This window comes from Actinomycetospora sp. (assembly GCF_055612215.1).
In genome coordinates this window covers 1-1,074 of the sequence record NZ_JBVPVA010000469.1, presented here as the reverse complement: position 1 = coordinate 1,074, position 1,074 = coordinate 1, and the positions used below count along the sequence as shown (strand labels likewise).

Sequence of the window (1,074 nt, the reverse complement as noted above, 5' to 3'; positions counted from 1 at the left end):
GGCGGCCTCTGAGCTGCCTGGTGTGCCCCTCGACGGGCGGGCCAGCCAGTCAGGTGGCCCGGTGCCGGATCAGTCGGTGACCCGGACCGCCTCGATGTCGATCTCGATGCGCAGCGTCCGGCCGATCGCGAAGATGCCGGCGATCACCGACTGGTTCCACGAGATGTCGAAGTCGTCGCGGGAGAGCTGCGTGGTGGCCGAGAAGCCGGCCCGCTCGCCGCCCCAGAGGTCGGGGCCCGCCCCGTGGTAGACCACGTCGAGGGCGACCCGGTTGACCATCCCCTTGAGGCGCAGGTCGCCGACCATCGTCCAGTGGTCTGCGGTGCGCCGGACGATCTCCGTCGAGTCGAACCGGATCTCGGCGAACCGGAGCACGTCGAGGAAGTCCGCGGCGCGCAGGTGCTGGTCGCGGGTGTCGTCGTCGGTGTCGACGCTGGCCGACTCGATCGCCGCGCTGACGCGCGTCGAGGACAGGTCGGGGCCCATGTCGATGTGCCCGGTGAAGCGGCGCAGCCGACCGTGGACCTTCGTGATCCCGAGGTGGAACGCCGAGGCCGAGATGCGCGAGTGCACCGGGTCGATGTCCCACCGGCCCGGCACGGGCAGCTCGAGCGCGCCGGTGCGGGTGAGCACGACCCGGCCCAGGTCGCCGTCGCCGGGTCCCCCGACGGGGCGGGCGGCCGGCGTGTGCCCGACGGCGGAGGTGATGACGGTGCAGGGCCCGGCGGGCAGGTCGTCGATGACGAAGCGGCCGTCGTCGGCCACCGGGGCGCCTCCGATCTGCTGACCGGCGGCGTCGATCACCGTGACGACCGCGAACGGCACCGGCCAGCCGTCGCTGGTGACGGCGATGCCGGTGACGCGCTGGAGCCCGCGCTGCGTCGCCGTCACCGGCGCCCGCCGTCGGCGTCGTAGCCGAGGTCACCGGCGGCAGGGGGCTCCCCGGCGGTGCCGGACGCGTGCCGGCCGTTGTGCCCGTTGGCGGAGGCCCCGGCCGGGACCGCGTCGCTGCCGAAGTCCTCGGCGCCGAAGTCGTGGGACCAGTCGCGGTCCTCGCCGGGGGCGCCACCGGAT

Annotated in this window: 2 protein-coding genes; both read right to left on the bottom strand. The window is 74.4% G+C overall.

Annotated features, from left to right (window positions below; translation table 11 throughout):
• Positions 1-69: 69 nt before the first annotated feature.
• The gene (locus AC0CYZ_RS13090; protein ID WP_472215948.1) at positions 70-891 is read right to left on the bottom strand and encodes a YceI family protein; all 822 of its coding nucleotides are present in this window, start codon (positions 889-891) and stop codon (positions 70-72) included.
• Positions 888-1,074 (bottom strand): hypothetical protein (locus AC0CYZ_RS13085; protein WP_472215946.1); only part of this gene is annotated, 187 nt, incomplete at its 5' end. The genes AC0CYZ_RS13090 and AC0CYZ_RS13085, both read right to left, overlap by 4 nt.